General features: G+C 44.5%; 31 protein-coding genes and 2 pseudogenes. 17 read left to right on the top strand and 16 right to left on the bottom strand.

Annotated elements, in window-relative coordinates; all coding sequences use genetic code 11:
- The 14 genes from NC796_RS22610 to NC796_RS22545 all read left to right on the top strand — a co-directional run bounded on the left by NC796_RS22610 (position 1) and on the right by NC796_RS22545 (position 13,050).
- The gene (locus NC796_RS22610) at positions 1-849 is read left to right on the top strand and encodes a universal stress protein (protein ID WP_310688040.1); all 849 of its coding nucleotides are present in this window, start codon (positions 1-3) and stop codon (positions 847-849) included.
- Positions 850-1,552: 703 nt separating this feature from the next.
- Positions 1,553-1,900 carry a hypothetical protein gene (locus NC796_RS22605; RefSeq protein ID WP_310688038.1) on the top strand — a complete coding sequence of 116 codons (348 nt, stop codon included), beginning with the start codon at positions 1,553-1,555 and terminating at the stop codon, positions 1,898-1,900.
- A gap of 192 nt (positions 1,901-2,092) precedes the next feature.
- The gene (locus NC796_RS22600) at positions 2,093-3,001 is read left to right on the top strand and encodes an alpha/beta hydrolase (RefSeq protein WP_310688035.1); all 909 of its coding nucleotides are present in this window, start codon (positions 2,093-2,095) and stop codon (positions 2,999-3,001) included.
- A gap of 137 nt (positions 3,002-3,138) precedes the next feature.
- Entirely contained in the window at positions 3,139-3,891 is a 753-nt protein-coding gene (locus NC796_RS22595; RefSeq protein ID WP_310688033.1) for a class I SAM-dependent methyltransferase, read from the top strand.
- Between the two features lie 285 nt (positions 3,892-4,176).
- Positions 4,177-5,124 (top strand): hypothetical protein, encoded by a 948-nt coding sequence (locus NC796_RS22590; protein WP_310688031.1) that lies wholly within the window; start codon positions 4,177-4,179, stop codon positions 5,122-5,124.
- Positions 5,125-5,187: 63 nt separating this feature from the next.
- Positions 5,188-5,769 (top strand): methyltransferase domain-containing protein, encoded by a 582-nt coding sequence (locus NC796_RS22585; RefSeq protein ID WP_310688029.1) that lies wholly within the window; start codon positions 5,188-5,190, stop codon positions 5,767-5,769.
- Positions 5,770-5,873: 104 nt separating this feature from the next.
- Complete coding sequence (locus NC796_RS22580; RefSeq protein WP_310688027.1) at positions 5,874-6,257, top strand: DUF1841 family protein; 384 nt, start codon at positions 5,874-5,876, stop codon at positions 6,255-6,257.
- A 133-nt stretch (positions 6,258-6,390) separates the two neighbouring features.
- On the top strand, positions 6,391-7,005 hold the full coding sequence (locus NC796_RS22575) for a hypothetical protein (RefSeq protein WP_310688025.1): 615 nt from the start codon (positions 6,391-6,393) through the stop codon (positions 7,003-7,005).
- Positions 7,006-7,011: 6 nt separating this feature from the next.
- A complete protein-coding gene (locus tag NC796_RS22570; RefSeq protein ID WP_310688023.1) occupies positions 7,012-7,311 on the top strand; it encodes a transcriptional regulator in 300 nt (99 codons plus the stop codon).
- A 90-nt stretch (positions 7,312-7,401) separates the two neighbouring features.
- Complete coding sequence (creD, locus tag NC796_RS22565; RefSeq protein WP_310688022.1) at positions 7,402-8,724, top strand: cell envelope integrity protein CreD; 1,323 nt, start codon at positions 7,402-7,404, stop codon at positions 8,722-8,724.
- A gap of 305 nt (positions 8,725-9,029) precedes the next feature.
- Entirely contained in the window at positions 9,030-9,557 is a 528-nt protein-coding gene (locus tag NC796_RS22560) for a nuclear transport factor 2 family protein (protein WP_310688019.1), read from the top strand.
- Positions 9,558-9,784: 227 nt separating this feature from the next.
- A complete protein-coding gene (locus NC796_RS22555; RefSeq protein ID WP_310688018.1) occupies positions 9,785-11,140 on the top strand; it encodes a glutamine synthetase family protein in 1,356 nt (451 codons plus the stop codon).
- A gap of 12 nt (positions 11,141-11,152) precedes the next feature.
- Entirely contained in the window at positions 11,153-12,199 is a 1,047-nt protein-coding gene (locus NC796_RS22550) for a hypothetical protein (RefSeq protein WP_310688016.1), read from the top strand.
- Between the two features lie 8 nt (positions 12,200-12,207).
- Positions 12,208-13,050: an HAD-IIA family hydrolase gene (locus NC796_RS22545; protein WP_310688014.1), complete on the top strand. Its 843-nt coding sequence runs from the start codon at positions 12,208-12,210 to the stop codon at positions 13,048-13,050.
- Between the two features lie 228 nt (positions 13,051-13,278).
- Here the strand turns inward: NC796_RS22545 and NC796_RS26910 are convergent.
- The 5 genes and pseudogenes from NC796_RS26910 to NC796_RS22525 all read right to left on the bottom strand — a co-directional run.
- Positions 13,279-13,404 (bottom strand): annotated as a pseudogene (locus NC796_RS26910) (VOC family protein); the annotation flags it as partial.
- 43 nt (positions 13,405-13,447) lie between these two features.
- A complete protein-coding gene (locus NC796_RS22540) occupies positions 13,448-13,768 on the bottom strand; it encodes a dihydrofolate reductase family protein (protein ID WP_310688009.1) in 321 nt (106 codons plus the stop codon).
- Between the two features lie 80 nt (positions 13,769-13,848).
- Positions 13,849-14,082: a hypothetical protein gene (locus NC796_RS22535; protein WP_310688007.1), complete on the bottom strand. Its 234-nt coding sequence runs from the start codon at positions 14,080-14,082 to the stop codon at positions 13,849-13,851.
- A gap of 2 nt (positions 14,083-14,084) precedes the next feature.
- Entirely contained in the window at positions 14,085-14,462 is a 378-nt protein-coding gene (locus NC796_RS22530) for a VOC family protein (RefSeq protein ID WP_310688006.1), read from the bottom strand.
- Between the two features lie 222 nt (positions 14,463-14,684).
- Positions 14,685-15,350, bottom strand: a complete 666-nt coding sequence (locus NC796_RS22525; protein WP_409070409.1) for a DUF899 domain-containing protein — start codon at positions 15,348-15,350, stop codon at positions 14,685-14,687.
- 241 nt (positions 15,351-15,591) lie between these two features.
- Here NC796_RS22525 and NC796_RS22520 point away from each other — a divergent pair, with 241 nt between their 5' ends.
- Entirely contained in the window at positions 15,592-16,473 is an 882-nt protein-coding gene (locus NC796_RS22520; protein WP_310688002.1) for a DUF72 domain-containing protein, read from the top strand.
- A 75-nt stretch (positions 16,474-16,548) separates the two neighbouring features.
- On the opposite strand, the pseudogene NC796_RS22510 reads toward NC796_RS22520, so the two are convergent.
- From NC796_RS22510 to NC796_RS22465, 10 genes and pseudogenes are all read right to left on the bottom strand, one after another.
- Positions 16,549-16,928: pseudogene (locus tag NC796_RS22510) on the bottom strand (VOC family protein).
- Complete coding sequence (locus tag NC796_RS22505) at positions 16,921-17,361, bottom strand: VOC family protein (protein ID WP_310687997.1); 441 nt, start codon at positions 17,359-17,361, stop codon at positions 16,921-16,923. The pseudogene NC796_RS22510 and the gene NC796_RS22505 overlap by 8 nt, the downstream one beginning before the upstream one ends.
- Before the next feature lie 308 nt (positions 17,362-17,669).
- On the bottom strand, positions 17,670-18,485 hold the full coding sequence (locus tag NC796_RS22500) for a helix-turn-helix domain-containing protein (RefSeq protein WP_310687995.1): 816 nt from the start codon (positions 18,483-18,485) through the stop codon (positions 17,670-17,672).
- Positions 18,486-18,600: 115 nt separating this feature from the next.
- A complete protein-coding gene (locus NC796_RS22495) occupies positions 18,601-18,966 on the bottom strand; it encodes an endonuclease domain-containing protein (protein ID WP_310687993.1) in 366 nt (121 codons plus the stop codon).
- A 125-nt stretch (positions 18,967-19,091) separates the two neighbouring features.
- The gene (locus tag NC796_RS22490; RefSeq protein WP_310687991.1) at positions 19,092-19,634 is read right to left on the bottom strand and encodes an SRPBCC family protein; all 543 of its coding nucleotides are present in this window, start codon (positions 19,632-19,634) and stop codon (positions 19,092-19,094) included.
- Positions 19,635-19,708: 74 nt separating this feature from the next.
- Positions 19,709-20,086 (bottom strand): VOC family protein, encoded by a 378-nt coding sequence (locus NC796_RS22485; RefSeq protein ID WP_310687989.1) that lies wholly within the window; start codon positions 20,084-20,086, stop codon positions 19,709-19,711.
- 29 nt (positions 20,087-20,115) lie between these two features.
- Positions 20,116-20,556 carry a hypothetical protein gene (locus NC796_RS22480; RefSeq protein WP_310687987.1) on the bottom strand — a complete coding sequence of 147 codons (441 nt, stop codon included), beginning with the start codon at positions 20,554-20,556 and terminating at the stop codon, positions 20,116-20,118.
- A 25-nt stretch (positions 20,557-20,581) separates the two neighbouring features.
- Positions 20,582-21,031, bottom strand: a complete 450-nt coding sequence (locus NC796_RS22475) for an SRPBCC domain-containing protein (protein WP_310687985.1) — start codon at positions 21,029-21,031, stop codon at positions 20,582-20,584.
- Positions 21,024-21,491 carry an SRPBCC family protein gene (locus tag NC796_RS22470; RefSeq protein ID WP_310687982.1) on the bottom strand — a complete coding sequence of 156 codons (468 nt, stop codon included), beginning with the start codon at positions 21,489-21,491 and terminating at the stop codon, positions 21,024-21,026. The genes NC796_RS22475 and NC796_RS22470 overlap by 8 nt, the downstream gene beginning before the upstream one ends.
- Positions 21,492-21,521: 30 nt before the next feature.
- Complete coding sequence (locus NC796_RS22465) at positions 21,522-21,836, bottom strand: metalloregulator ArsR/SmtB family transcription factor (RefSeq protein ID WP_310687979.1); 315 nt, start codon at positions 21,834-21,836, stop codon at positions 21,522-21,524.
- A 262-nt stretch (positions 21,837-22,098) separates the two neighbouring features.
- Between NC796_RS22465 and NC796_RS22460 the strand changes: the two genes are divergently transcribed.
- Both NC796_RS22460 and NC796_RS22455 read left to right on the top strand, forming a co-directional pair.
- The gene (locus tag NC796_RS22460; protein ID WP_310687977.1) at positions 22,099-22,416 is read left to right on the top strand and encodes a hypothetical protein; all 318 of its coding nucleotides are present in this window, start codon (positions 22,099-22,101) and stop codon (positions 22,414-22,416) included.
- A complete protein-coding gene (locus NC796_RS22455; protein ID WP_310687975.1) occupies positions 22,413-23,081 on the top strand; it encodes a DUF2461 domain-containing protein in 669 nt (222 codons plus the stop codon). Before NC796_RS22460 ends, NC796_RS22455 begins: the two co-directional genes overlap by 4 nt.
- Before the next feature lie 234 nt (positions 23,082-23,315).
- Here NC796_RS22455 and NC796_RS22450 read toward each other — a convergent pair whose 3' ends face one another.
- The gene (locus NC796_RS22450) at positions 23,316-23,900 is read right to left on the bottom strand and encodes a YdeI/OmpD-associated family protein (RefSeq protein WP_310687973.1); all 585 of its coding nucleotides are present in this window, start codon (positions 23,898-23,900) and stop codon (positions 23,316-23,318) included.
- Between the last annotated feature and the right edge of the window lie 396 nt (positions 23,901-24,296).

Raw genomic sequence — 24,296 nt, 5'->3', positions numbered from 1 at the left:
ATGGTACACAATCCAAACGATGCGATAAAACTCAGGCGAATCCTGGTAGCTATTGATCCCTCCTCCCACAGCCGTGCCGCCCTGAGAGCGGCTGCAGGTCTTGCCAAAAAGATGGAGGCCCAAATTCATGGTCTTTTTGTACAGGAGGAGAACTGGCACAAGGTCAGCCGCCTGCCTTTTGTCTCTACCGTGAATGAACTTACCGGCGACACCCACACCCTTGAGGAGCAGTACCTGCAGAAACAAATTGAGATGTTGGCACATCGGCTCCGCCGGCAGCTTAAAGCCATTAGTCACAGAAATAAAATTTCCCATTCCTGGCGAACGGTTCAGGGGCGTGTTGAAGATGAAATCCTGCAGGCAGCTGAGGATGCCGACCTTATCACGATAGGAAGACGCGGTATCTCATTCCCGGAAAAGAGAAAGCTGGGTTCTACGGCCAAAACCATTATTCGAAACGCCGATAAGCCTATATTGATCCTCAAGAAGGGACTAACGCTGGGAAAAACAATCACCTCCGTCTATGACGGGTCGAAAGAAAGCCAGCGGTGCATCAGGCTGGCCCTTGCGCTTGCAGAAAAAAACGAGAGTAAATTAACAATCCTGGCCCTCGGCAATAAACCGGGAGCTGCAAACGAGCGTATTAAGGAACTGGAACAGCAGGTGCACAGAGCCCCGGTCAAGGTTGAGGTTGTGATGTTAAAGAATCCTGATATGTGGGGGTTCACACATTCGGTAAACCGTCGCCGCACCGGTCTGCTCATCATTCCCAAAAACCAACCTTTGCTTAAACACACCCTGGAAACCGTGCTCTACCAGATCAACTGCCCGCTCCTGCTGATGAATTGACCTGGATGCTTTTTATGAGATTACTTCGACCAAAGTGTTCAGTACTTTCACTCCGTGGCAGTACCGAGAAGACGCCCTGCGTCTAACGTATCGAGTAGCGCTTTTTAACTTATCATTAGTTCGATATAAGATTTCTTATTAATAACCCCAGGCTTGGTCCCTATGCTCTGCGTTGGGACCTGTTGGGACGCTCCGCGTCCAGTATACCTATGGTGGCCACAGAGACTCGGAGCGTCAGAGGGGCTTCCGCCGCTGAGCGGACGGAAGCGAGCAATGGGTGGAAGAGTAGCCGGACTACCAGATGTTGCTAAATACCGGTCAGCGACTGATTTTTTGGCAGCTGGAAGGTTAGTGGTTCAAAAGCAAATCGTAATGACTGTTTATCTCGAACTGACGTTAATTATATTCCCCCGCCCTGCGGGCCCCTCCCACGTCCTCTTCCCACCCAGCCTTTTGCTTATATGTGAGGGCATATAGCAATAAATTTTGGGGAGCGGTGTCAGGATATCTTATGATCGTACCATTTATCAATGACGCTCTGGGATAATCTAGCCGTGTTATCACAGCATGGATCTATCCCCTGCGCTCGAGTTACATAAAAATTCTTTATAATTATCAGGATTACTTTTTGTAAACGATATTCAACACACCGGCGCCTGCCAAGAAGCACAGGATTGCCAGGTGCCTAAAAGGCAGCAGAATTATGGAATCAACTGTACAACAGCAGAAAAATTTTACCGCCAAATTTGCAAAAAAATTAGCTTCACGAGACTATGTTTCTGCTTATGCCATGACGTCCTTGAATTATCAACACAGTACTACATTAGAGGAGATGAGTGACAAGTTTGAAATGATCATGACGCCCGATTTGAATAACGGTAAAATCATCGTGGGCGAATACATGGAATCTTGGCCCAGCAAACAGGCAGGAGAACTTGGTTGGGTCTACGTTTCCATAGGGGGCGACATATACAGTGAGGCAATCGTGGTCGTCGTTTGCAGCGAAGACGATCAGCTGAAGATTAACGCAGTTGAGTTCGGTAGACCTTAGATTCTTATACCTTTATGGTTTTAACCTGCTACATTTTGGTTAAGTCATAGATTATAGTACTTCAAGTTTGCTGCAGGCTGGTATTTGTGCTTGCCAAGAAGCTTTTAGTTCTTCACCTTTATATAATCGATAGATTTTTCATTACATAAATGCAAGTTGTGGGATGAGGCGAGTTTAAGGGGATACTCCATTATGGCGGATACTAAACAAAATTTTGTCGAAGCTCAGCAGCGGATGCTCAACCGTTACGAAGTTGAAACAAAATCACGATTCATTGAAGTTCCCTCTATCAGTGGACGTGCCCACGTATTGGTATCAGGAGAAGGTCCAGCAGTGGTAATGGTTAACGGGATCGGAACACCGGCAGCAATGTGGGCTCCCCTAATGGCAGAATTAACCGGTTTACAGGTGTTCGCTGTTGATTTGCCCGCCTATGGTCTGACCGATACCACCAATGAACTTACCGAAAATCTACGGCGCAATGCCGTCCTTTTCCTTGAAGAGGTCATTGATCAACTTAAACTGGATCAACCGGCATTCATAGCCAATTCGATGGGATCCCTCTGGACCAGCTGGCTGGCCCTGGACCGCCCGGAGCGAGTGGCTGCAATGGTTCATATAGGATGCCCTGCCGTGGTCCTTGATACCTCAGCACCGCTTCAGATGCGGCTACTTTCGGTCAAACCGATCGGGAGATTATTAACCTGGCTTCAACCGCCCTCAGAAAAGCAGGTGGAGGAGTTAAGTAGGATGGTCAATGAGTATCCGTTTACTCCCGAGCTAGCCGATCTGTTGTTGGCAACAGAGCAACTCCCCGGGTTTCGGAAGACCTTTCTCTCCACGCTCAACACTCTCCTGAGACTGGGCGGCAGTCGCCCCGACATGAGGTTGACGGCAAAGCAACTCAAGCAATTAGAGCAACCCACCATGCTGTTCTGGGGGAGAAGCGATCCTTTTGGTTCTCCGAAGGTGGGCCAACGCATGGCAGATATATTGCCCAATGCTAAACTTCACGTTGTCGGAGGTGGACATGCTCCATGGCTCACCCAGGCAGAACAGATCGCCCAGGTAACCACCCCATTCCTGCAAAAATTCGAATAAGTACAACCTCTGGAACGCTATGCCGGAAGGCACACGAAAGGCTGTCATGCTTGCTGACTTCTCATTTTATAGTTAATCTTGTTTTATAATTAACTAACACCTTATCCCCTGCGCTTTGTTTACAGCAAAAATGTGACATGATGAAAACTTTTTATGATGAGCTGACTCCCTACTACCATTTGATATTTGCAGATTGGGAGAAAAGTATTACTCGGCAGGCAACAGCGCTTGACGATATTATTAAATTGAATTGGGGTAGTCAGGTTACATCAATAGTAGACGTTGCGTGTGGCATCGGTACGCAGGTGATCGGGCTTGCCCAAAAGGGGTATGACGTTAAAGGCTCAGACCTTTCTCCAAAAGCAATAGAACGAGCCCGGGAGGAAGCTGAAAAGCGGGGATTGGATATCCCCTATTCCATATGTAACATGCTGGAGGTCTCTTCTCATTACTCTTCCTTGTTTGATGTGTTGATTTGCTGTGACAACTCACTCCCGCACCTTCTTTCCGATCACAAGATCAAACAAGCTCTCAATGAGTTTTATCACTGCTTAAAGCCTGGCGGTGGCTGCCTCTTCACCGTTAGAGATTATGAGAAAGAGGATACAACCAGTCTCCTAATCAAGCCCTATAAGGTTCATATTGTTCAGGGCGTAAAATATATCCTGTTTCAACTATGGGAGTTTGCGGGCGATATTTACGATCTATCCCTCTATTTAACCATAGATGACGGGAAAGATGAGGCCAAAACCCACATATTTCGTACAAAATACTATGCGGTAACCATCTCAAAAATAATTAAGCTCATGAAAGAGGTGGGATTTACAAAGGTGAAACGTGTGGAGTCAGATTTTTATCAACCTGTAATAATAGGTACAAAAGAGGCATAGCCAACTTTCTTTTGCGACTTCAACACTATTAATGACACCCATTAAAAAGCAATAAATCCTCTTGTCGGTTGTACGTTTTAAAAAACAGACAATCGGAGGCTTCAAGCGCATATTTATTATATAAATCATTCAATATAAGTACCTTAATTTTTTTACAAAAAAATTGGTCAATGTCATCCAGGGGTTGCAATTTTTCAAGATTGGATTAAATTGAGAATACTAAATATTACAGAAGCATTAAGTATTCATGAGGCTTTTTCGAAAATTCATCAAATTTGCGCTGTTATGAAATCAATAATCCAAATAACGATACTTATACTGTTTATATACCCTTCAACTATATCTGCACAAGAGAAATTGAACATTTCACTTGACAATTCATGCAGTTACTATGGGGAAAAAATTGTAGACGATGTTTATAGTTTTAATTCTACCGATGAAGCCGAAGAAATAGTTGGGAGAATCGTAAAGATTGTTGGTCTTGAACAAAATTTTGATATTAAATCAGCAAATGTTCCCAATGCGCTTGCAACGATAAAAAATGGGAGCCGGCTTATCCTCTACAGCCAGAACTTTATCCTCAACATAAAAAATGCTACCGGAACCGACTGGTCGGGGATAAGCATATTGGCTCACGAGATCGGTCATCATCTGAATGGACATACCATCATTTCCGGCGGCAGCCGTCCTAACCTGGAGTTACAAGCAGATAAATTTTCTGGGTTCGTTGCAGCAAAATTGGGAGCTTCATTGTCCGATGCCCAGGCTGCCATTAGTAAGTTCAGCTCCAAAAGCGGAAGTTCAACTCATCCTCCCAAAAGTGCGCGCCTTGAAGCTATTGCCATTGGATGGAATCAAGGAAATAGTGGCAGCAAGCCCCCTTCCGAACCAGAACCTGTAAGGGAGAGTTCCAATGAGAAGGAAAATGTCATAAGCAATACAACCACTACGGCCCGAATTATATACACAGGTGATAATTATGGTTGCGGTCTGCCTATACAAATAACAATTGGAAATAAAACCTTTACCCCCAATAACAATTCCTTTGAAGTCAGCGGCATCCCGCTGGGGACACAAAAATATAGTATACAGGGACAAATTAACTGTCCCGCTATCGGGGGATGCAGTGCATCGGGACAAGGCACCCTGAATATCAGTGAGAATGCTACGTTCTATATTAGCTGGCAGAATGTTTCATTCGGGCAGTGCAACATCTGGTTGCAACCGGGCTGAGTAAATATACATCTCAAAATCACTTAGATTACGATCTTTCAATCCGGTAATAAAGCTATAAATATGAATGATAATACGTTCCATACAATCCCTGAGAATCTCGAGGCCATTGAGCTTGACACCGAGAATAGTGGTTTTTCTATGTCCTCTGACCGGAAGATTGGGTCATTATTGTCAACACTTGCTGCCGCCAAACCTGATGGGCATTTTCTTGAATTGGGAACAGGTACGGGACTTGCCACATCTTGGCTTCTTTTAGGTATGAATCAGTCAGCTTTGCTCGACTCAGTTGATAATGACCAGGAGGTCCTTGAAATTGCCCGACGTCATTTTGACCGGGACAAACGTGTCACGTTCCACAACTGTGATGGTGGAGACTTCATCACGCGAGAGCAACCCGACACATACGACCTGATCTTCGCCGATGCCTGGCCAGGTAAATATAGCCTGCTTGATGAGACACTTGCATTGCTTAAGGTGGGTGGTATCTATGTGATTGATGATATGTCCCCCCAACCAAACTGGCCCGAGGGCCATGCAGATAAAGCAAAACACCTTTTGGGTAAATTCAATCGGTGTTCACATCTTAAGATGTGCCGCTTAGCGTGGGCAACGGGTATCGTAATTTGTTGCCGGACTGAATGACCAACGCTTCAACCGGAAAAGCCTCGCTTTAAAGTTCGTTACTTACAAACAATTACTGCCCGTTAAGCACAAGGTAGTTATATTCCAAACATAACTTAGCCATTATGATTACCAAGTATAACCCTATGCACTCACCTGACCCCGACGAATGGTTGGCTATTTACGAGTCGGAACGTATAGATTTGGTTTTAGACTATCACGACCAGGCTGGAGAAGAAATGCCAAATGTGTATCTTCATTCAACCATTCATGCCGTAGTAGAAAATCAAATTGCTCTTGGTGATGGATACCCTGTTAAAAAGACGTTAAATCGATTAGTCCAAGAAGGATTAGATCGCCACGATGCCATCCATGCAATTGGCAGTGTATTAATAAAGTATCTCTGGGAAGTCGGCAGCGGTGAAAACACTTCAGAGGATTTTTCCCAAAATTATTTTGATGAAGTAGATCAACTTACCGCTCAGCAATGGCTGAATGAATTCGGCTAAGGACCTGTCCAAAGCTTAAACATCGGGCAGCAGGGAAACTTTCCAGGCACCTCTTTGAAATTAAATAAATAATTCTGGCACCTATTGTATGGTTATACTTTTTAACTTAACTTTGAAATAAAAAGTACTTTGTATGAAAGAAGAACAGGATTATATTCGGGATATCGCTGAGATTCGCTCAATGATGGAGCGTTCCTCCAAGTTTCTGTCGCTCTCTGGTTGGGCAGGCATCATGGCTGGTATCTACGCATTGGCAGGTGCCTGGATCGCCTATCACTTTTTGGGGTTTAACCCGGATGCCATAATACCATCAGGCGGTTTTCCATCCAACTTACTGAACGTCGTTGTTTTAGCCATTTCAGTATTGATACTGGCTATAGGCACCGCAATTTTTCTTTCCTACAAAAAGGCCGGCAAAAGGGGCGAAAAACTATGGAACGCTACATCACGGAGGCTCTTGGTTAATATGGCCATTCCTTTATTGGCAGGTGGAGTTTTGATAGTCATATTATTGTCAAATGGACTTATCGGATTAATTGCACCCTTAACGCTGCTGTTTTATGGCCTTGCAATATATAATGCCAGCAAGTTTACCTATGATGAAATGAAGTTTTTGGGTTTGACCCAGATGGGACTGGGGTTGATGGGGGCTTGGTTTATCGAATATGGCTTACTTTTGTGGGCTATTGGTTTTGGAGCGGTTCATATTGTTTATGGAATTTTCATGCATTTCAGGTACGAGCGGTGATAAAAGGTGAAAATATCTATCGACGATTTACATAAAGCGTTTGAAAGTCGAGTGCGACTTGGCATCATGTCGGCTTTGGCTGTAAATGACAGTCTCGATTTTACTTCACTGAAGGAGTACCTGGATGTGACCGACGGGAACCTGGCAAGCCACTTGAAAACATTGGAAAAGGAAGAATTTATTGGTGTGGAAAAGTCTTTTATCGACCGAAAACCCAACACGAAGTATTATATGACTAAGGAGGGGAAAAAAGCGTTCGATCAGCATCTTAAGGTGCTGGAAGAAATAATAAACTCACAAAAGTAGAATATTAACAGTTCGGAATTTTTTTACCCCTATACTTTGAACTACAAAGTACTTTATGATAATAAATCACCTTGCTAACAATTGCTTATTATGAAAAATCTAAAAAACTCAATAGGTACCCGGTTATTCATCATCGCATTCCTGACGCTTGTCCTGCTTATCCCCTCATTTTTGATACAGGATCTAATTTCGGAACGAGAAAATCGAAGAGATTCAGTAGTGGATGAAATCAGTGAAAAATGGGGGGATGAACAGACCATTACAGGTCCGGTGATAAGTGTTCCTTACAAATATTATTACAAAAGTGATGATAGAGCTGAACAGACCATACGATACGCTCATTTTTTGCCTGAAAATTTGAATATAAAAGGATCAATAATCCCTGAAGTACGTTATCGGGGCATTTATAAAGTCATTGTATATAACAGTATTTTGTCAATTTCCGGGAATTTCCCGTCCATTGATCTGGGTGGTTTCAATGTACCCTCGGAAGATTTTTTACTTGAGGAAGCTCTCGTCTCTATAGGAATTTCTGATATGACGGGCATCAAAGAGTTCGTGAACATAAACTTGAGCAACAAAGAGTACCTTGCAAATCCTGGCATAGAAATAAATGATGTGCTGGAATCCGGCATATCCATTTCACCCGACCTTGAAGCCGGAAAAGAATATCATTTTGATCTCGAACTGAATTTAAATGGAAGCTCAGGACTACTCTTCTCTCCTGTCGGGAAACAAACAAATGTTCAGCTTTCTTCCGGCTGGTCCAACCCAAGTTTCACTGGTAATTTCCTGCCCATTGACAGAGAAGTAAACGAATCCGGATTTAATGCGAAATGGAATGTGCTGCACCTTAACCGAAATTTCCCACAACAATGGCTGGGACCAAACCTGGAGGTATCCAACGTCACTTTTGGAGTTGACCTACTGCTTTCGGTGGATGAGTATCAGAAAACCATGCGCACAGCCAAATATGCCATTATGTTCATTTCATTGACCTTTTTAACGTTTTTCATGATTGAATTGCTTAGTAAAAAAATCATTCATCCACTGCAATATCTCTTGATTGGTTTTGCGTTGCTAATCTTTTACACCCTCTTGCTATCTATCACAGAATATCTCGTTTTCGGACTCGCATATCTCATTGCATCGGCTGCCATTATCGTGTTGATTACCGTCTATTCCTACAGCGTATTATCAGACAAGCTCAAAACAGGAATCATTTGCGGGACCTTAAGTATCCTGTATGGATATCTCTATATATTACTGCAAATGCAGGACTACGCGTTACTTTTGGGTAGTGTTGGATTATTCGTCGTCCTGGCGATAGTTATGTATTTAACCAGAAATATAAATTGGTTTGAAATCATGAGCAGCCAAAGTCAAGATACCGCTGGAGCGAAATCTACTTGATAACGAGTGACTCGATATCCAAGCACGCTGAAAAGCCTTAGGCATTACGTTTGCTTTCGTGTATGATCACGTCATCCGGAGCCGGGAAAATAGTTATACAGCGGATTCGCAGAGCTCTGGTCAAAGACGGAGCTTTTTACATCGATGAGGTAATCCGCTAAGAGAAGTTTCACTTGATGAATGAAATCGCTACTTATGGCCACCAGCCTGGAGTCCATAGTAAATTGATTATTCATGCTGTAACCCAATGGGAGCATTAACCGTATCCACGGTGGCAAACTCAAATTTCATTATCGGTTGTCACCATGAGGATATTTACGTCTTTTTCCATCTCATATACAAACGTTGTTTTATTCATAATCTTAATAACAGCTGCTTGCATTCAACCTATCCGAGCCCAGGTGAAGGAATCATCTGAATTGTTCAAAACGCTGGCTGATAAGGATAGCCTTTTATTTAACCAGGGATTTAACCGTTGCAACTATAAGGTATTAGAAAATATAATTTCAAAAGATTTTGAGTTCTATCATGATGTAAGTGGAGTGCAAAACAGAACGGATTTTTTCAAGGCTACAAGGGAGAATATTTGTTCCAACCCAAAACGAAAACCTATCCGAAAATTAGTTTCTGGTAGTTTAACAGTTTTCCCCCTGAAGAATATGGGCCAGGTATATGGAGCAATTCAAAAAGGTACTCACCGATTCTATATTAAAGAGCCCAATAAGGATTTATACTTGACCAGTACGGCAAAATTTACTCATGTGTGGCTCCTTGTAGAGGATACATGGAAATTAAAAACGGTACTGAGCTATGATCATCAAGGTCCGACTTAAGGCCAGAACCTACTGTGATCCAAAGTTTTTGGTAGTACAAAAATCAGTGAACTACTTCATTACTTCAACTTAGCTCAAATAGACGATTATTTTTGGGCACGTCCCCAACATTGAGTAAGAATGTACATTTTACTTCGCAGAACCAATTCGTTATCTCATTAGTCCCCTCCTTTTTTTACATTTAACAGCCTAATTTATTTCAAATCAATTTTTATCAACGTACTGTAATGAGAGAAGAAGAGGTCCTGAAAGCGGTCAAGTTCTCGGAGTCAAACAAAATTAAGTTCGTCGTCACCGACATCGACGGGGTGCTACGCGGCAAAACAATCACCAAATCCAAGTTCCAGAAAGGACTGGACGAAAACGTTGGGTTCTGCAACGTCGTGTTTGGGTGGGACATGAACGATGCGGTTTACGACAATTCCGAAGTCACCGGCTGGCACACCGGCTACCCGGATGCCATGGCCACAATCGATCTCGGCACCTTCCGCAAGATCCCATGGAACGAGGAGGTCCCCTTCTTCCTGGCGGATTTCAGCAACTCGGATAATATGAGTGGCGTCTGTCCACGTACGCTGCTGAAGAATGTCAGGGAGCAGGCCCTGCAGTTGGGGTATAATCCCCAGTTTGCCAATGAGTTTGAATGGTTCAACTTCCGGGAGACCCCCCAGTCACTCAAGGACAAAAACTATACAAATCCCACCCCACTGACGCCCGGTATGTTCGGCTACTCTGTGTTGCGGTCTTCCCAGAACCAGGAGTTCTTTAACGATCTCTACGACCTTCTCCACCAGTTTGACGTTCCCATCGAAGCGATCCACACCGAAACCGGCGACGGCGTCTACGAAGCATGCATTGAGTATTCCGATATACTGGAAGCTGCCGACCGGGCTGTTCTCTTCAAGACCGGGGTCAAAGAGATCGCCTACCGCCATGAAATTCTGGCTACTTTCATGGCCAAATGGAGCACGAAGTTCCCGGGATGCGGAGGGCACATTCACCAGAGTCTGTGGGACGAACCCCAAAAGAACAACCTTTTTTATGACGACAGCGCACGCCACAAAATGAGCTCCCTTTTGGAGCACTACCTGGCGGGACAGCTGCACTGCCTTCCCTACATCCTGCCGATGTATGCCCCAACCGTCAACAGCTACAAACGGTTTGTGGAGGGCTCCTGGGCCTCCACCACAGTAAGTTGGGGCGTAGAAAACAGGACCACCGCACTGAGGGTCATCAATCATGCTCCCGGTGGTATGCGCCTGGAGACGAGGGTGCCGGGCGCCGATGCGAATCCCTATCTCACCATGGCAGCCTGCCTGGCTTCCGGCCTGTATGGCATCAAAAATGAACTTTCGCTGCATGTGGAACCTACACGGGGTAATGAGTATGACAATGAAACCTCCCTCCCACTGCCCACAACGCTGCCAGAGGCAACCGCCGCAATGAAGTCATCAGACATACCCAAAGAATTATTTGGGGAAGCTTTTACAGATCACTTTATTAAAACCCGGGAATGGGAACAACGACAGTTTGCCAGGGCGGTTACCGACTGGGAGCTGAAACGATATTTTGAAATCATTTAATGCAGTATACATATGAAGTTTATTGATTTTGATGATTTTGTGCGGGAAGCCTGGCAGGAGTATGACGATACACGGGAGATTAAGGATATCACTGACATCAGCGCCAAGGTATCAACGAACCACGTCTACCAGATTACGTTTGAGGACGGTAACCATATCATCGGCAAGCTCTCCTATTTTGGCAAGTATGAGCACTTTGTTGAAGATCATACGATTATCAACTCCCTTTCCAACAATCTGCCGGTGCCGTTCGACCACTTCCTCTCGCGTTCGTTGATGAAGGAGAACTCTCTTTATGTGCACCGCCACGTGGATGATGTAATCGACGTATGGGTCGTCTTTTACCGCCCGATACAGATCAGGGAGAAGCTTCCAAAGAGACTTAATGAGGATCAGATACGGAAGCTGGCCAGGCAGTTTGCCAAATTCCACAAAGCCTGCCATACCATCCGCAATACACTGCCCCCCTCTTCTAAGACGCTGGAGGTTGATATTGAGCACCTGTTGGAAATCCTGGAGACCGAAGAGGGACAATATGAGTACCGGATGCAGCAAGACCTGATCAGGAAACACTGCAACATCTTCCTGCAAAACCTGGACGAGCTTGGGGCCAACGATGAATTGGATACAATCCCGGTATTTGTGGATTGGAACATCGGCAACTTCTCGGTTACAGCCGATTTTGAGCTGTTCTCCCGCTGGGACTACGACTGGTTCCGCATGAGCTCCCGGATGATGGATTTCTATTTCTTTGCCCGTATCGTCTCTGACGTGGGAGACCGGACGATATTCAGCTACAACCTGGACCCTTTGATGGAGAAACGGTTCCAGATTTTCCTTAAGAGCTACCACGAGGAGTTTCCCCTTACAGAACTGGAAATTAGGCTGCTAAAAGAAATATACCGCTTCTTCATCCTGAATTATGTAGTGAAATACGGGAAATATTTCTTTCACGACCTGTTTGCCACCAAGCTCCAGAAGGAAGCATATGAGGAGTACCTGCCCAACATAGAGGACAAGTTTGATCCCGAACCCCTTCTTACTACATTAAACCTTTAATTTTGACCATGCGACATTTCAACTCCATAGCCAAACAGTATAAAGCCGTTTTTCTTGACTCCTACGGCGTTCTTAAAAACCACAAAGGATTGATTGAGGGCGTCGAGGATACTATTTCATTTTTGCGGGATGAGGGGATCCTGCTACGGGTGCTGACCAACGACGCCTCCCGCAGCCAGGCCCAGCAGGCAGAGGTGTTTGCCGACTTGGGGCTAACCAATATCAAGAAGGAGGAAATTATCACCTCCGGCATGCTGGCGCGGCAGTTCCTGGAGAACAAGATCACAGAGGGAAAAATCGGATATCTTGGCACGGAGAACTCTGCCGAGTATATCCTGCAGTCGGGACTTCAGAAGATTCCGGCCCGCGATATCAACCTGGATGATGCTGATGATATCACTGCTTTTGTATTCCTGGATGACGAGGGCTTTGACTGGAATTTTGATATCAATACCACGGTCAACTTTTTGCGTCGCAAAAATGTGCCGGTCATCGTTGCCAACACCGACAAATACTACCCTGTCTCCAAGAATGATGTGGCGGTGGCCACGGGCGGCATTGCCGAATTAGTGCAGAATATGCTGGAGAAGGAGTTTATCGAGTTCGGAAAGCCGGACTCCCAGATGTTCATGCACGCCTATGAGCACTTGCTGGAAGAAGAGCCGGACATCCACCGCTATGAAATTCTGATGGTGGGCGATACGCTTCACACGGACATTCTTGGCGGTAACAAGTTTGGACTTAAAACGATGCTTGTCTTCTCTGGTAACACCCGCAAGGAAAACGCTGAGCTGCAAATCAGCGCCACGGGTATCATTCCTGATTATATTTGTGGTTCGATTGTGGAGTGATATCGGCTCCTCCCTTGCTTGAGTTTGGTTCGACAGGAGCGTGGGTATCCCCTTCTCTCATAGGTTTATTTGAATAGATTTGAGCGGCAAACGGGATTTGAACCCGCGACCCCCTCCTTGGGATCCCGAAAGCCTTCGGGACTACCGCTGAGCTATTGCCGCTTCTGTAAGCTAATTTAGCTAACAACTTAAAAACTGGTAAGCACTTTGTGCTTTCCTATAAATAACCTACCGCTCCTCATCATAAGCATAGTTGACCATCCACTGTATGCCGAATTTATCTTTCAGCATGTCAAAATAGGCATCCCAAAAGGCATCGTCCAGCGGCATGGTAATCTCGCCACCTTCAGAAAGCTTCTGTGGTGGCCGATTATCCTGTATGTATAATCAGCGAATTTCACATTTCACACTTGGAACCGGGATGGGCAGGATTAAAGGATTTCCGGGATTCCTTCCAGGTCACCTTTTCCAGGGTCCGAGAAAACACCACTTTGGACGTAATGTTCATAACATCGGTAAAGGGACCCGTTTCGGAGGGCCAGTAATCAATCATCAGCTCATAGGATTTACGCCCATACAAAAAGGTGTCCACCCTTTGGAAAAAGTCCATCATATATTCCGACATCTCCTCATCCCAAACGTGCCAGCTGATATCACAGCCTGGTCCCTCAATGAACCCGTCCACAGAAGTCATCATTGACAAAATTACTTTTCTCATGGTAATTGGTTTAGATTGAAATAGATTATTGATTAGATCAATGCTATACAGGGAAATAATTCCACAGGTTTGGCAAATAGTTACATCTCATCTACCGGCAAGGCCTCCATCTGGTATCCGTGAAGCTGGAGAATCTGACTTATTTGCACTTCACCTATCCTTCTGTTACCCATTTCCACGCGTAGAACATTGTCGCAGTCCTCAAGGTCAAAGCTTGCATCCATGGCCTCCAGCTCCCGGCAAATAGTATCCAAAATAGCCTTCGCTTTCCGATCGTCATCTACAGTCGTCCGGTATACTCCGATCTCGGGCATACCTACTCCGCCTCTATGACTGACAAGATATTGCCGGCTGGATCTTTAAACCATGCAATAAGCGGTCCTTCTCCACGGGAAATGCCCTTTTCATCGGTTTGAAGCTCACCGTCATATTGCTCAAAGGTGATGCCCTTATCAATAAGCTGATCCACGGCAGACTCTATATTCTCGACCTGGAAATTTAGAACGGTAAACGTGGCCGGCGTGTGATTTGGCTTGGGATAAATGATAATACGGACCCCGCCTGAAAGATGCAGTGCAATGATCCCCATTTCCTCTTCCATCACTTTTAAACCCAGCGTTTTCCCGTAAAAGTCTTTGGCCTTCTCTATGTCATCAACAGAAAAACTGCTGAATGCTTTTGTCTCTTTAAACATGATAAATCTCCTTTCCAGTTATCACTTATTGCTAAGTACAAAGAGAACCACGAGCAAAATGACTCAATCTTCGCGCACACTCTGTACCTACCTTGTGTTACAGTTGTTCAAGGGGGTCGCTATTCATTCAAAGGACTCGACCCCTCTTAACCTTTGCCCTTCGACTTTTGACCTTTAACCTTCAAGACCTTTTGGCCACTGAACGTTTCACCAACTGAACGCCTATTCATATTGGTCATGACGGCGCCACCACACATATGGCGGAGACTGTGGATATCCTTTAGGTGAATCCTCCCAATCCTCCTGTCGTCCCAGCGGTGTCAAATCGAGATAGCTCCAGTTGCTGCCGTAATATTCCACACCACGTCCGTCAGCAGAGTAGGTATGGAATATGCGATCTCCATCTTTAAAGAAAACACTCAATTTGAAAGTTTCCCCCCGGTCTGTTGTAACTCCAAAATCATAATTAAAATCACTTTCAAACGAGGAGTACCAAGGGATTTCCCAGCCCATCCGCTTTTTGTAAGTGAGCAGTTTATTCAACGGTGCACGCGAGACGAGCATCCTGAAAGTATCCCTGGCAAGCAAGTGCGCCGGGTGCCCCATATTATCAACAATCATTGAGCACCCGCTGCATCCCTGCTCATCATCGGGACCAAACATAAAGTGATAGAGAATAAGCTGGCGTCGCCCGTTAAAAAGATCTTTCAATGAAACCTGGCCTTCCGGACCTTCAAACTGGTATTCCTTTTCTATCTCAACCATTGGTAATCTTCGGCGCTCGGCATTGAGCTTGTCGCGCTGCCGTGTGAGCTCTTTTTCCTTTTTGAGTAGTTCATTTCGAGCTTCCTGCCACTCTTCATGCGATACGACGGGTGGGAGTTTCATTTTCGCATTCATCATACTCTATTTCTCCATTAATAATTAAAGAGTGTTATTGTAAATCCCTGTTTTTACTATATCTACTTCTAGTTTAATCATTTCAAAGGAAGTATATTGCTTGAGAAGAATTATTGCGTGGTGTAAATACGGCAATATCACAGGCCGATTGCGACATATGTACCAGCCTGGATTATTGCAGTTTGTAAATCCATTCCTGGTAAACCAACATAATAAGAGAGGTAACGCCATGAATTTTGGAAGTGTAGATAATCCGGATGAAATCGATTTTTCCCTGCCGAAAGACCATCCCGAAACTGCTGGCATTCTTTCCCAAAAACCAGTTTCAGGAACACCGACAGTGTACGTTGGATGCGCCAAATGGAACAAACAAGACCTCAAGAATTTATATCCCAGAGGAACAAAAGATGAGCTGGAATATTATGCCTCCCAGTTTAATGCTATTGAACTCAACGCCACTTTTTATCGCTTCTTTTCTCCACGGCAAATCACTGGCTGGTATGAGAAAGTGCCCGCACATTTCCGTTTTTTTCCAAAAGTAAATGGACAGATAAGCCACCGTAAATGGTTATCCAACATAGAGGAGGACATGGAAGCATTCTTAAACAGCGTCTCCAACTTTATGGAGAAACTGTGCACTGTTTTTCTGCAACTGCGAGATAACTTTAGTCCCAAAAACTTTGATCGGGTGGCAGCCTTTATTGAAGCCTGGCCCGACACCGTGCCGCTGGCGATCGAGTTTCGCCATACCGACTGGTTTAACGATCCCAAGACCGCCAACGATTTGTACCAGCTGCTGGAAAAACACAATGTCGCAAACATCATTGTGGATACCGCCGGTCGGCGGGACCTGCTGCATATGCGTTTAACCAGCAATGAGGCATTTATCCGGTATGTGGGTGCCAACCATCCCACTGACTACACGCGACTTGAGGAATGGGCGGAGCGACTAGCAGACTGGACAGAGAAGGAACTTGGGAATATCCACTTTTTTGTGCACCAAAACGAGGAGCGGGAATCGCCAGCGCTGTCAGCACATTTTATTAATGAGCTAAACAAGAGGATTAATACGGGCCTGAAACCGCCGAAGATTCTGCATAAAGCGAACTAGTGTTGTTACTGGGTAAGTGTTTATTTGTTATCCGCAGCAGATCCCAATTAACAAATAAACCGATAACCAATGACGTCAACCGTTGGCATACGGCTCAAAAAGTTCGATGGGATTCCCGGACGGGTCCTCCAGCAAGACCTGTTTGCCACCCTTTCCTGTCACCATCTCACCGCGGAACTGGGCTCCCTGCCCTTTCAACTTCTCAATCACATCCGCCAGGTTTTTGACCTCGAGCTGGAATCGGTTCCATCCCCCGGTTTGGGATGGTTCCCATCCAGGGCTTGTCCACCGCCGCCGGTGCCGGGCGCATTTAGGTATAATGTTAGCTTATCCCGTCTCAACGCAGCAAACCCGGGCGCCGGGTGCATCTGAACGGTGAAGTCCAGCAACCCTGTGTAAAATTCAATTGCTTCGTCTACATCATCCACAATATAGCGTACGTTAATGTCACTCATCTTTAGTCTCCTTCCATGGATCATAAGTGCCAAAGTTCCAGATGTGCCCCTCAAGGTCACGACAGGTAAACCCACGTCCGCCATAGTCCTGATCCTTGATATCCAACAATATTTTGGCACCGGCTTCTTTAGCCCGCTCATAAATGGCATCCGCATCAGATACAATCACGTAGGCAGTCTGGGTTTCAGCATCCCCGATTTCATCCGGCTGCTTTATGCGCTTACCAAACTCGTTGCCGCGGACCGATCCAAGCATGATCATCCCGTTGCCAAACGTAAGCTGGGCATGGGCAATACCGCCGGTATCATCCGGCACCAAGAGGTGCTTTTTAAATCCGAATACGTCGCAAAGCCATTCTATGGCTTCTGGTGCATCCCGGTATCGAAGTCCGGGCACAACTGTTGAAGTAGTATTTTTTGCTAAATCAGACATTGGTAACTTCTTTTGGATTGATGTGGTAATAGATTTCAATTTAACTTCATCCCAATTTAAAAAACACTGTAGGCGGGGTATTGTAAAAATGGGAAGAAAATTCTGCTAAAATCATTGAAACTCGATCCGCAACAAACACGGATCCCAAATAATGATTTCTTTTCGCAACGCGTCTCACAACATTAGAAGTGTTGGACGCAGAGCGTCAGTCTGGGGTACAGCCGCAGAACAAACGGTACCAAGCAATGTGAGTAGGATGCCCTTAAACAATTCAACGCCTCAACATTTCAACATTTTAGCACGCCTAATTAAGCAGGCAGGTGATTAATTTCATCCGTCTGATTTTGAAGGTATTGAGTGGGTGTCAACCCAGAAAGGGCCTTGAAATCCCGATTGAAATGGGCCTGGTCATAGTATCCGCTTGACAGAGCTATATCTGGTAAGTCCGGGAAATGGGGTTTACGGATCTTTTTAAGCGCACGTTGAAAGCGTTGTACCCGGGCAAACTCTTTGGGAGTAAAGCCGGCAGCGTTGCGAAACAGTTCTGTTAACCTGCGACGGCTATACCCTGTTTTATCTGATATCTCAGAAACCGAGTGCAGTCCGTTAGGATGTGCCAGCTGGCGGGCGGAAAATAGTACAGCTGGATTTGGCTGGAATTCCCGGTCCAGGTGATTGTTCAGAAACGATTCGAGCAGGCTGAATTTTAATTTCGATGTCGTGGCTTCATCCAGTTGTTGACGCAGTGCCGGGATATCAGCAGTGGTAACATTGGCGAATGAGATAACCTGATCTCGGAATTCATCGGCAGGATATCCAAATAGTGCCTGGAGTGCACCCGGTTTTAACACAACACCCATCGTTGAGGCGCGGGTCCGGCTGTCTAAAAATACAGGATGAGAATGGATGCCGGCAATGATCGCACGATCATATTCTTGTGTCTTGTCCTGTTGGACCCCCTCAAAGTGCCTGAACCGGGTATCTTCCAGGTTGATTATGAGCTGCGACGAACCGGTTGGCAATACCCGCTCTTTAACATACCCCGGCTGATATCCCTCGCTATGCCACATAAACTTTATGTAGTTGGCCAGTGGGCTTTGGGGTATATGGGTGGACGAGGTCATAAGTACTTTTTTCAGGTTTATCCCTAAATCCCCTAAAGGGGACTTACATATGAGGCAGATTATCATGAAGAAGCAACTCTGTAACTTACTGTATAAGAAAAGTTAACAGATTTTATCATTCCAAATATGTAGTTATTCTTTTCAACACTGTTTGCACATTCCTCAGTATTTCTTGGTTTTTAAATCTAATTACAGTTATTCCAAAACGGTTCAGTTTGTTACTTCTTTTTATATCGTACTCTTGATGCTCTTTCTTTGAGTGAATTCCCCCGTCAACTTCAATGACCAGTTTAGAGGAGTGGCAATAAAAATCAGCAATGAATTCTGATATTGGATGCTGTCTTCTGAATTTGTAACCAAGCTGCTTTTTGTTTAGTTGATTCCATAATTTTGTTTCTGCTTTTGTCATTGATTTACGCAACTCGCGGGCCTTTTCGAAAATATATGGAGGCGCTCCGTAGAACATTCTCGGTTTTTCCATGATGAATGTGGTTTTCGCATAACATTTAAACTACAAATTTTACTAAAGCCTACTACCTTGCATAAAGGTAACAAACTATAAAATAGGCACGAATCAAGTCCCCTTTAGGGGATCTAGGGGTAAACTCAATTTCCAATTCGCTCTGAATATTCCTGCTCCAACCGAGTGTGTACTTTCCAGAACCCCTGTGGCTCACACCCGCTCAAACGATCAGAAAGAATGCCGAGATGCGTATGCCAACCGCCAGCTACACTTATAAGCATATCGGTATCATCACCCAGTCGCCGATGGGTTAGCACTAAAAGCACCTTACCACCTTCTTTAGGCTTTAGTTCAAACGTTACTTCCGACTCTTCCCCGGTCTCCTCACCCCAGGTATAGCTTAACAGTCGTGGCGGATCCCACTGTGTTACCCGCCCCGTAAAGCCGGTGCCTTCTTCCATATGCTTGTATTTTTCTGGAATGGGATCGTCGTTGGGAGAGAGATTTTTGTGCTTAAAATTCAATTCCACTTTGCCACCCACCCGGGGTTCAACATCACCGGCTGCCAGCCATTGAGCTTTCTTATCGGATTCGGTCAGGAAGGCCCATACCCGTTCGATAGGTCCTGGCAGCAGTCGCTCAAACCGGATGGTACCTGTTTCGATGAATTGGCCATAATCACTCATAGAGTACTCCTTTTATAATTGTCTACAGGGATACCTGCAAGGTTTCAAAAATCCTGGAAAGTCCAGGATTGAATTTAAGTTTGCGCCATTTGAATGTAGTTTCCACAGCTGTCATCAAAAATAGCTTCATAACCCCAATCGGTTTTAGTAGGCTCTTTGGTAAAAGCCACACCGGCATTTTTTAACCGCTCATATTCGGCCTCAATATCTTCCACCCCGAAAACGATCGCCGGGAGCCCTTGCTCGTACAAACCCTCCTTGTATTGTTGAGCAACAGGATTGTCACTGGGTTCAAGGAGCAAACCGGTTCCCTCGGGCTCCTCGGGAGAAACCACAATGGCCAGGCTCGCTTCCGGCATAAATACCTGCTCTTTGAAACCCAGGATTTCAGTATAAAATTTGAACGCCTCTATCGGATCATCTACATGAATGCTGGTAAGTGATATTTTCATAGTCTGTTTTATTAGGTCTTTTTAGAAGATTAAATTGATGAGTCAATTATTCCCTCAGACAAATCTTTTATTTTCTGTTTTGAAGACTGAACAAACTCAATCGTTGCATCGAAATAATCTTTCCCCTTCGGTAGTGGAGAAAAATCTCCAATCTCAATTGTTAAAAGTGTATTTCTATTTAAAGGCGTTAATGAATAGACATACGAGATATCATAATCGGTTGAATCCAACTCAACCTTTGGTAGATAAAGTTCCATTTCAAGATGCTTATAAACCTCAAATTTGGTCACCTTCATTCTGGAATACCCTTCCCATTCGATAATACTTCCAAGTCTCAAGCTGTCTTCTGAAAAGTTTTCGGGAAGATCATCCCACTGTTTGTAGTATTTGCTTTTGGTCAAAACCTCCCAGACGTTTTCAACTGTAGAGTTGATTTTAATCCGATCTCTAACGATAAGTTCTTTATCCATTTTGTATTGCTACTGCTGTATTTATCTATGCCAAAATTTCTTTGAGCTTTCCCATCATATAGCTCCAGCCCTCTTTGGTCCGGTCGGCATATTCCGCCCATTTTTCGGCCAGTTCATGAACCAGGGTCAAACGGCAACCCTGTCCTGTAGGCTCGATCTCAATCGTAACCACGCTTTCACCGGCAGGATCAGTACCAGCTCCCCAGCTAAATACCAACCTATTCGGACGATCTATCTCAAAGTAGGTCCCCATGTGATCAATCTCCTCTTTCCCGCGCTTTACCACATATGAAAATGAGCCTCCCTCCTTCGGGTCATTTTTCAGCTTCAGGATCTCCTCTTCACGCACATCGGGACCAAACATCCATTTACTGATCATTTCAGGATCCAGCCATGCATCAAACACTTTTTGCGGGGATGCCTTAAACTCTTTGACAATTCTTACCTTAACCGGGAGGTCCCTCTTTTTATTCATGTGGGTGGTGATCGCTAATTACACTTAGAATTATATCATGTTCCAGGTAGGCTTTTAAGGCCGATAAGACCAGTGCCCATCCCTCAGTTTGACCGGTTATGGTTTGGATCAGGTGTTCATCACTTTTATCGAACCCTTTTTCTGATACCTCAACGAACGTGCTGTCGTCTGCCTGAGAGCTGAACGTTATTTCCACTGTTCGCCAAGAGGTATTCTCTTCATCTGATGGCCAGCGAAACCGTATGAGCTGGCCCGGCGTTACCTTTTCCACTTCGATGGAAGCTTCAACTCCGAATTGGTCCCATCTCCAAGTCACTTTTTTGCCTGACTCCAGTCGTCCAGTGCCGTGGGTAAACCAAAAATCAGAGGTAATAACCGGATCTACCAAGGCCTCAAAAACTACCTCTGGCGGTCTGTATATCATCATTTGGGAGGTTGCCAACAATTGATTTTCATTCATTTTATTCATTTCCCAGTTGCCATTTATTCATTATTGTTTTTCATCCTCATCAAGTGCCGCTTCAAGCGCATCCAGCTTTTGATTCCAGAATTTTCGATAACGCTGTGCCCATTCAAACACCTCTTGCAATTTTCGGGGATCGGTCCGGCAAAAACGCTTGCGTCCTTTTGGGCGGACTACAAGCAGGCCACATTTGTTTAAAATTTTGATATGCTTTGAAACAGCCGGGCGGCTAATATCAAAATTTTCCGCCACCTCGTTTACAGTCAGGGATTGCGTTGCCAACAGATCGATAATTTCCCTTCGCGTGGGGTCCGCTATTGCCTGGAATACATCGTGTGCCATATCAAATCATTTAAGTAACTGATTGGTTACACAAATATATACGTAACCATATAGTTACGCAAATATTTATTTTGGAGTCTTATTTATGAATTCTTCTCAATAAGTAAACAGGTCGACTATTTGTAAGGAAAAAAACATCACCCATTGTACTTCATATTAATTCTAGTAAATTACTTAGCAGCATGTGCTTACAAATAATACTTAAAATATTGATAGCGTTGAGTATTTGTAGGTATATGGGAACTAACCAATTAGGATAAAGATGGAAGAAATCTTTTTTAAACAGCTATGTGATCGTTTATGTATTGAACATCCAGGAATAATGAGAGGTAAAATGATGAGTTCGGAAGCGATTAGTTACAATGGAAAGGTATTTGCTTTTATCTTTCCACAACAAAAAATGGTATTGAAACTTGGAACGGACTTTAATCAACAAAATGCTAATCTAAATATTAATGTGTTCAATCCCTTTAAAAATAAAGGGACACTAAATGGATGGTTTGAAATTGATTTTTCAAACAAGGATGAATGGGAAGTACTGGCAAAAAAAGCATTTGAGACAGTTAGGAGTGAAATATGATAACTGCTGAATACAAAACTTTTTTTACAGAGCTCGAAGAGAACAACAACCGCGAGTGGTTTCATCTCCACAAGAATGACTATGAAAAATATGTAAAAGAGCCCTTTTTTCAACTACTGCAAGAACTAATTCCTGAAGTAGAAGAGTTTGAGCCGGGTATTCCTACTAATCCCAGGGATTCTTTATTCCGCATTAACAGGGACTTGCGGTTTACCAAAGACAAAACACCATATAACACCCTGATGAAAGCTGGATTTGCTATGGGTGGAAAAAAATCGATACTGCCCGCCTATTACCTGGGTATCAGTGCGGATACGATCCATGTTGGCGGAGGCATGCTCAATATTGATACTCAAAGTCTAAAGCGTATCAGGAGGTTGATTGCAGAAGAGAGCGAAGAGTTCCTGGCAATCATAGATCTTCCATCATTCAGGGATAAATTCAAAGAAATAAAAGGTGAAAAGGCAAAGCGGCTTGGTAAAGCTTTTCAATCCAAGGTGGAAAAGGTACCCACTATCGCGAATAAGCAGTTTTATGTAATGGCGGATTTACCCCTGGTGAACTATCTCAATTCGAATCATCTTTCCAACATCATTATCGATCACTTCAAGGAAGTCATTCCATTGAACAACTTCTTAAAAAAAGCGTTCGTAAAGTATAGTTAACGTTAGTTCGATATAAGGATCACAATTATTATAGCTGTCATCGCGAGGAGGCGTCTTTGATAGTAGTGGGCTCCATCTTGAAGTCGACGTGGCGATCTCCCTTTCCGATTTTTTGTTCATACTATTAGGAGATTGCCTACCACTGTCGGGATACCGATGGTTACCGAATCCTTCTCAATGACAGTTTTTATGTCGAACCAAGTTATAGCCTAGTAAAACATAAGTCCAGGTATATCACTGGTCTCCCCACTGCAAAAGTGGAATTTTCTCCTCTTTTTCCGATGATTCTATTAATATCCGAAGACGGCGCTGGCGGGTCTCCTCCTTCTTGGCACTCATCACCCAGTGAATGGAGCTTTTGGTGTATGAGGGTGCCAGGGCTTCAAAAAACTGCCATGCCTTTTCATTCCGCTTGATCTGCTCCAGATATTCCGGTTTCAACTCCACGTGGTCCTGCTCGAATGATGCCCTACCGCTATTCTTTTCATCGCGGTTCTCAAAAGCTTTTAATCCTGCTGGATGCATCTTTCCTTCGTCAATTAGCTCCTCTGCCATCTCAATATTTTTCTTGCTCCAGTGGCTGTCAGGATTGCGCGGCGTAAAACGTATCTTATAACTTTCCTCATCGATCGACTTTCTCAGCCCGTCGATCCAGCCAAAACAGAGTGCCGCGCGCACAGACTCTTCCCACCTGATGCTCGGCTTCCCGGAATTCACTTTGTAGAGACCCAGCCATTGCACTTCTCGTTTATCGTGATGCTCTGCCAACCAGTCCCGAAAATCGGATGGCGTTTCAAAAAAGAGTATGTCGTCTTCCATTTGTTTTCGCACTTTTTTTATTAAAGCCTATTTGTCTTAGAGAGCAGCATGGCCTCCCTTCCCAATCTTTATTCTCATGAGGGGTATTCATTTTTTTAACGATAAAAAATGAATCTAAAAAATCACAGCTACTTCGCGCGAGGTTTACGCACCAAAGCTTTCCGCGAAGGAGTGCTTCGTAGCACAAATTGGGGATTTATTCGCCTTTCCGAAGGTTCATCGAGATAAAAGAACCGCTCAAAATGCTTTAATTGGTGCATGATTTCAGTAAGTAGTCGAGTAGCCAAGGGGAATTTCACCCCAAGGCCCTCACAGAACCGTACGTGACAGTCTCCCGTCATACGGCTCTTGTTGTTCTATCGCTATAGCGATTGGGCTCATAATCATCAATCTTCC

Source organism: Aliifodinibius sp. S!AR15-10 (genome assembly GCF_031569985.1).
Lineage (GTDB): Bacteria > Bacteroidota > Rhodothermia > Balneolales > Balneolaceae > JAMQKA01.
Note: the sequence above shows the minus strand (reverse complement) of the source record. Positions and strands in the feature narration are given on the sequence as shown.

Bases quoted from the DNA above. Each gene is read 5' to 3' on its own strand.
- NC796_RS22610 (WP_310688040.1), top strand. From the start codon at position 1: ATGGTACACAATCCAAACGATGCGATAAAACTCAGGCGAATCCTGGTA.
- NC796_RS22605 (WP_310688038.1), top strand. From the start codon at position 1,553: ATGGAATCAACTGTACAACAGCAGAAAAATTTTACCGCCAAATTTGCA.
- NC796_RS22600 (WP_310688035.1), top strand. From the start codon at position 2,093: ATGGCGGATACTAAACAAAATTTTGTCGAAGCTCAGCAGCGGATGCTC.
- NC796_RS22595 (WP_310688033.1), top strand. From the start codon at position 3,139: ATGATGAAAACTTTTTATGATGAGCTGACTCCCTACTACCATTTGATA.
- NC796_RS22590 (WP_310688031.1), top strand. From the start codon at position 4,177: ATGAAATCAATAATCCAAATAACGATACTTATACTGTTTATATACCCT.
- NC796_RS22585 (WP_310688029.1), top strand. From the start codon at position 5,188: ATGAATGATAATACGTTCCATACAATCCCTGAGAATCTCGAGGCCATT.
- NC796_RS22580 (WP_310688027.1), top strand. From the start codon at position 5,874: ATGATTACCAAGTATAACCCTATGCACTCACCTGACCCCGACGAATGG.
- NC796_RS22575 (WP_310688025.1), top strand. From the start codon at position 6,391: ATGAAAGAAGAACAGGATTATATTCGGGATATCGCTGAGATTCGCTCA.
- creD (WP_310688022.1), top strand. From the start codon at position 7,402: ATGAAAAATCTAAAAAACTCAATAGGTACCCGGTTATTCATCATCGCA.
- NC796_RS22560 (WP_310688019.1), top strand. From the start codon at position 9,030: ATGAGGATATTTACGTCTTTTTCCATCTCATATACAAACGTTGTTTTA.
- NC796_RS22555 (WP_310688018.1), top strand. From the start codon at position 9,785: ATGAGAGAAGAAGAGGTCCTGAAAGCGGTCAAGTTCTCGGAGTCAAAC.
- NC796_RS22550 (WP_310688016.1), top strand. From the start codon at position 11,153: ATGAAGTTTATTGATTTTGATGATTTTGTGCGGGAAGCCTGGCAGGAG.
- NC796_RS22545 (WP_310688014.1), top strand. From the start codon at position 12,208: ATGCGACATTTCAACTCCATAGCCAAACAGTATAAAGCCGTTTTTCTT.
- NC796_RS22540 (WP_310688009.1), bottom strand. From the start codon at position 13,768: ATGAGAAAAGTAATTTTGTCAATGATGACTTCTGTGGACGGGTTCATT.
- NC796_RS22535 (WP_310688007.1), bottom strand. From the start codon at position 14,082: ATGCCCGAGATCGGAGTATACCGGACGACTGTAGATGACGATCGGAAA.
- NC796_RS22530 (WP_310688006.1), bottom strand. From the start codon at position 14,462: ATGTTTAAAGAGACAAAAGCATTCAGCAGTTTTTCTGTTGATGACATA.
- NC796_RS22525 (WP_409070409.1), bottom strand. From the start codon at position 15,350: ATGAAACTCCCACCCGTCGTATCGCATGAAGAGTGGCAGGAAGCTCGA.
- NC796_RS22520 (WP_310688002.1), top strand. From the start codon at position 15,592: ATGAATTTTGGAAGTGTAGATAATCCGGATGAAATCGATTTTTCCCTG.
- NC796_RS22505 (WP_310687997.1), bottom strand. From the start codon at position 17,361: ATGTCTGATTTAGCAAAAAATACTACTTCAACAGTTGTGCCCGGACTT.
- NC796_RS22500 (WP_310687995.1), bottom strand. From the start codon at position 18,485: ATGACCTCGTCCACCCATATACCCCAAAGCCCACTGGCCAACTACATA.
- NC796_RS22495 (WP_310687993.1), bottom strand. From the start codon at position 18,966: ATGGAAAAACCGAGAATGTTCTACGGAGCGCCTCCATATATTTTCGAA.
- NC796_RS22490 (WP_310687991.1), bottom strand. From the start codon at position 19,634: ATGAGTGATTATGGCCAATTCATCGAAACAGGTACCATCCGGTTTGAG.
- NC796_RS22485 (WP_310687989.1), bottom strand. From the start codon at position 20,086: ATGAAAATATCACTTACCAGCATTCATGTAGATGATCCGATAGAGGCG.
- NC796_RS22480 (WP_310687987.1), bottom strand. From the start codon at position 20,556: ATGGATAAAGAACTTATCGTTAGAGATCGGATTAAAATCAACTCTACA.
- NC796_RS22475 (WP_310687985.1), bottom strand. From the start codon at position 21,031: ATGAATAAAAAGAGGGACCTCCCGGTTAAGGTAAGAATTGTCAAAGAG.
- NC796_RS22470 (WP_310687982.1), bottom strand. From the start codon at position 21,491: ATGAATGAAAATCAATTGTTGGCAACCTCCCAAATGATGATATACAGA.
- NC796_RS22465 (WP_310687979.1), bottom strand. From the start codon at position 21,836: ATGGCACACGATGTATTCCAGGCAATAGCGGACCCCACGCGAAGGGAA.
- NC796_RS22460 (WP_310687977.1), top strand. From the start codon at position 22,099: ATGGAAGAAATCTTTTTTAAACAGCTATGTGATCGTTTATGTATTGAA.
- NC796_RS22455 (WP_310687975.1), top strand. From the start codon at position 22,413: ATGATAACTGCTGAATACAAAACTTTTTTTACAGAGCTCGAAGAGAAC.
- NC796_RS22450 (WP_310687973.1), bottom strand. From the start codon at position 23,900: ATGGAAGACGACATACTCTTTTTTGAAACGCCATCCGATTTTCGGGAC.